The 4,456-nt window shown below is 57.4% G+C and carries 4 protein-coding genes; 1 reads left to right on the forward strand and 3 read right to left on the reverse strand.

Annotated features, from left to right (window positions below):
- Window positions 1-371 precede the first annotated feature (371 nt).
- From H8S59_RS26170 to H8S59_RS26180, 3 genes are all read right to left on the reverse strand, one after another.
- Window positions 372-1,520 (reverse strand): MalY/PatB family protein, encoded by a 1,149-nt coding sequence (locus H8S59_RS26170; RefSeq protein WP_187523299.1) that lies wholly within the window; start codon window positions 1,518-1,520, stop codon window positions 372-374.
- 98 nt (window positions 1,521-1,618) lie between these two features.
- A complete protein-coding gene (locus tag H8S59_RS26175; RefSeq protein ID WP_095098160.1) occupies window positions 1,619-2,452 on the reverse strand; it encodes an amino acid ABC transporter permease in 834 nt (277 codons plus the stop codon).
- Complete coding sequence (locus H8S59_RS26180; protein ID WP_095098158.1) at window positions 2,449-3,270, reverse strand: transporter substrate-binding domain-containing protein; 822 nt, start codon at window positions 3,268-3,270, stop codon at window positions 2,449-2,451. Before H8S59_RS26180 ends, H8S59_RS26175 begins: the two co-directional genes overlap by 4 nt.
- Window positions 3,271-3,475: 205 nt before the next feature.
- Here H8S59_RS26180 and H8S59_RS26185 point away from each other — a divergent pair, with 205 nt between their 5' ends.
- Window positions 3,476-4,393 (forward strand): homocysteine S-methyltransferase family protein, encoded by a 918-nt coding sequence (locus tag H8S59_RS26185; RefSeq protein ID WP_187523300.1) that lies wholly within the window; start codon window positions 3,476-3,478, stop codon window positions 4,391-4,393.
- Window positions 4,394-4,456: the final 63 nt, after the last annotated feature.

The raw sequence follows: 4,456 nt of genomic DNA on the forward strand, positions 1-4,456 counted from the left end.
TTTGCGCTGTGTCAGGTAGGAGGCAACTTGTTGGCGAGGGGGCTTGCTGCGGTGATTCAGCTCGACCGTCTCGCGAACAAGTTCGCTCCTACCGGTTTGCGCTGAGTCAGGTAGGAGGCAACTTGTTGGCGAGAGGGCTTGCTGCGGTGATTCAGCTCGACCGTCTCGCGAACAAGTTCGCTCCTACCGGTTTTGCGCTGAGTCAGGTAGGAGGCTACTTGTTGGCGAGGGGGCTTACTGCGGTGATTCAGCTCGACCGTCTCGCGAACAAGTTCGCTCCTACCGGTTTGCGCTGAGTCAGGTAGGAGGCAACTTGTTGGCGAGAAGGTTTGATGCGGTGATTCAGGCCTTCTGTCTCGTTGGACCCATCTTTAGCGATCCCGCAGACTGCGTTCCATCCGCGCCAACCCTTCCTCCAGGAGCACCCTTGGGCAACCGAAGTTAAGCCGCACGAATTGCTGGCAATCATCACCAAATTCCGCTCCGGCGCTGAGGCCGACTTTGGCGTGTTCGAGGAAAAATTTCTGGGGATCGTCCAGGCCTAATGCGGAGCAGTCCAGCCAGGCGAGGTAGGTGCTTTGTGGCAGGTGCATGACCACGCCAGGCAGTCGTTCTTTAACCGCTTGGGCCAGATAATCACGATTGGCCTGCAGGTACGCGTTGACGTCGCTCAACCATTCACCGCATTCGCTGTAAGCCGCTCGCGTGGCTTCAAGACCGAGCACGTTGACGCTGTCGACCAGACCCAGGCGACCGGCGTTGAAGCGTTTACGCAGAGACTCATTCTGAATCACTGCAAACGCGGTTTTCAGCCCGGCGATGTTATAGGCCTTGCTCGCTGACATCAGCGTGACTGTGCGCTGGGCAATCTGCGGGCTGAGGGATGCGATGGGCACATGCCGACGGCCATCGAAGAGAATGTCGGCGTGAATATCATCAGAAATGATCAGCACGTCATGCTGCACGCAGGCTTCGCCAATCAGATGCAGCTCTTCGCCACTGAAGACCTTGCCCAGCGGGTTATGAGGGTTGCTCAGCAACAAGGCACCGGCGCTGGCCAGTTTGCCATTCAGCGCAGCCATGTCGGTGTGGTACTCGCCATTGGCGTCAGCCTTGAACGGCAATTCGATACGCGGCTGCTGCCAGTGATTCGGCGCTTGAGACAGTGGTGAGTAATTCGGCGTTTGCAAGACGACGCCGGAGTCGGCCGGAACCAGTGCGTTGAGCGCCATGTTAAAGCCCGGCTCGACGCCGGGCAGGAATACCAGTTCTTCAGGTTGAACACGCCAGGCATAACGCTGCCAGAGATACTCGACCACTGTCTGGCGCAGGTTGTCCTGTGCCACGCCGTAACCGAGCAGCGGATGTTCCAGTCGTTTCTGCAACGCCTGAATAATCGGTTCGGCCACCGGGAAATCCATGTCCGCTACCCACATCGGCAGCACGTCGGCGGGGTACAGGCTCCACTTTTTGCTGTCGGTGCCGTGGCGTTCGAATACGGTGTCCAGTTGGGTCGTCATTTCAGTCTCTACGGGCAGGAAGCAAGGGCGACAGGTTAGCTGCGCCCATCGCATCGGTCCACCCGCACCTGAGTTGACTGAATGGTGCCGTGATCAACTCAGCGCTGGTTTTTGTAAGCCTTGCCGTAGTGCCGCTCCAGACGTGCCTGAATCAACTCCAGTCCGATGGACAGCAGCCAATAGATCAGCGCCGCCGTGGTCAGCATTTCGATATAGCGGTAGGACGACCGGCCGTAAGACTGCGCGAGGAACATGACTTCCCAGACACCCATCACCGAGATCAGGGACGAGTCCTTGAGCATGGAAATGAATTGGCTGGTGGTCGGCGGAATGATGGTGCGCATGGCTTGCGGCAAAGTGATTTGCCAGAACACCACGGTAGGGCGCATGCCCAGTGCCGCAGCGGCTTCGCGTTGCCCGGGTGAAACACCGATGATGCCCGCCCGAAAGATCTCGCTCAGGTACGCGCCGTAGTTCAGCGACAGGGCAATAATGCCCGCGCTGATCGCGCCCGGCACCACGCCCAATTGCGGCAAACCGAGATAGATCAGCAGGATCTGAATCAACAGCGGCGTGCCACGGAAGAACGACGCATAGAAACTGGCGATGCCAAACGCCACGGCGCTATTGGACAAGCGCGCGAGTGCGGTGGCGAAGCCCAGTATCAGCGACAGCCATATCGAGCAGAAACACAGGAAAAGGGTCAGCGCCGCGCCTTGCAGAAAGCCGTTGGGTGCCAGATGCAGGCCGACCAGGTATTCCCATTTCGCGGCGATGATCGAGAACTTCAGGTCGAAGCTCATGAAAAACGCGATGCACAGACCGAGCATCACCATCCAGGTCAGGTACAGCCGCGTTTTGAAGCCGAAAATTCGCAACAGGCGCGAAGATCCGGCGTTCAAGTCAGGTGGGGCAGGTTGATGCTCGCTCATTGGGTAATATCAGAGCCGATCCATTTCTGGGAGATCTTGCCCAGCGTGCCGTCTGCCTTGAGCTCGGCAATGACCTTGGTCAGCTTGGCATCCCATTCAGCATCGCCTTTTTCGGTCGCGACAACGTTAGGTTCGGCGTATAGCGCGTCGCCAGCGATCTTGAAGCGCGGATCCTGATTGATGCGCTCGCGTGCAGTGATCAGGTTAGTGATCATGGCGTCGAGACGCACACCTGCGCCCAGTGCCAGGTCCTGGAACGCCACGGTTTCGTTGTCGTACGGTGCAGCCTGGACGGCATCGAACGGGTAGCTGATCGGCTTGTCTTCTGCACCTTCAATCACCAGGTCCTTGTTGAGGTAGGCCTCGTAGGTGGAAGCGCTGATGATCCCAACCTTCTTGCCCGAAAGGTCTTTGGCGGACTTGATCGCGTCATTTTTGGCGTTGACCACGATGACCGCTGGCGACTGGTAGTACTCAACGGGGAAGTTGAATACCTGAGCGCGGGCCTGACTCGGGGTCATGGAACAGATGCACACATCGTAGCGGTTGCCCCAGTGGCCTGCGGCGATGACGTCCCAGGACGGAGTGGCCAGTTGCAGTTTCACGCCCAGCTTGTCGGCGACTGCTTTTGCTACGTCGACGTCGAATCCGTCCAGCTGGTTTTGATCATTAAGGAAGGAAAACGGTGGGTAGTTCTCCATCATCACGCCGACCATTTCACCTTTTTTATTGATTTTATCCAGCGTCGCACCGGCCATGGCGGTAGAGCAGACGGACAGCAGGGCAAGGCTCAAAGGCAAAACAGCACGTAGATTCATCACATCACCGAATAGATCGAACACAAATAATTGGTATATATTTAAACGCGATATTAAAAATGTCCTTAATTATTAATTGATCTATGTGCCTTTGCTTTGGTTATAAGCCACGGATTTTGCGGTTTATCAATCGGCTTAAATTTTCAATTCACTCATCCGTTGCCTCTGCATTCGCGCAGCAGATGCCCAGCTTTCAGGAGTTCCCATGTCCACACCCGTAAAATCAATCCCGCTACGCTTGCTTGACGGCGGCATGGGTCGGGAGCTCATGCGCATCGGTGCGCCATTTCGTCAGCCTGAATGGTCGGCACTGGCGTTGATCGAAGCTCCGGAATTTGTCCTCAAGGCGCATCAGGCTTTTATCAACGCCGGTGCGCGGATCATCACCAGCAACAGCTACGCGTTGGTGCCGTTTCACCTGGGTGAAGAGCGTTTCAGAGCGGATGCTCCTGCGCTGTCCGAGCTGGCGGGCCAGCTTGCACGTCAGGCCGCATCGGAAGCCTCACAACCTGTTCAGGTTGCAGGGTCGTTGCCGCCAGCGTTGGGTTCTTATCGTCCGGATCTGTTCGATCATGATCAGTCGGTGGCGATCCATCGCATCCTGATTCATGGGCTGAAGGCCAGCGTCGATGTGTGGCTGGCTGAAACCCAAAGCTCGATCGCTGAAGTACGTGCGGTACGGGAAGCGCTGGGTCAGGATGACAAGCCTTTGTGGCTGTCGTTTACCCTGGAAGACGGTGAAGACCATGGTCCTCGTTTGCGCTCTGGCGAGACGGTGGCTGAGGCGACGGCAGTTGCTATCGAACTGGGTGCCGGTGCAGTGCTGTTCAATTGCAGCCAGCCGGAAGTCATGGCTGCCGCACTGGTGGCGGCGCGTGAAGTGATTGAGGCGGCATCTGCGCAGATCGAGTTGGGCGTGTACGCCAACGCATTCCCGGTGATGGAAGTGGAAGAAGAAGGCGCCAACGACACCTTGCACGAGATCCGCGCAGACCTTGGGCCAGACGCTTATGCAAAGTGGGCAAATACCTGGGTAGAGCAGGGCGCTTCGGTAATCGGAGGCTGCTGTGGCATCGGGCCGGAGCACATCGCGGCGTTGCACAGCCATTTCAAGCTGGTGTAGGGCGCGAGATCCCTGGCTGGCAGACGAATTTGTGGAGATCTTGCTGGATCGCACCGATCTTTG

The organism is Pseudomonas folii (assembly GCF_014357575.1).
In the GTDB taxonomy this organism is placed as follows: Bacteria; Pseudomonadota; Gammaproteobacteria; order Pseudomonadales; family Pseudomonadaceae; genus Aquipseudomonas; species Aquipseudomonas folii.

Excerpts from the sequence above, each read along its gene's own strand:
- H8S59_RS26180 (WP_095098158.1), bottom strand. The coding sequence starts at position 3,270 with ATGAATCTACGTGCTGTTTTGCCTTTGAGCCTTGCCCTGCTGTCCGTC.
- H8S59_RS26170 (WP_187523299.1), bottom strand. The coding sequence starts at position 1,520 with ATGACGACCCAACTGGACACCGTATTCGAACGCCACGGCACCGACAGC.
- H8S59_RS26175 (WP_095098160.1), bottom strand. The coding sequence starts at position 2,452 with ATGAGCGAGCATCAACCTGCCCCACCTGACTTGAACGCCGGATCTTCG.
- H8S59_RS26185 (WP_187523300.1), top strand. The coding sequence starts at position 3,476 with ATGTCCACACCCGTAAAATCAATCCCGCTACGCTTGCTTGACGGCGGC.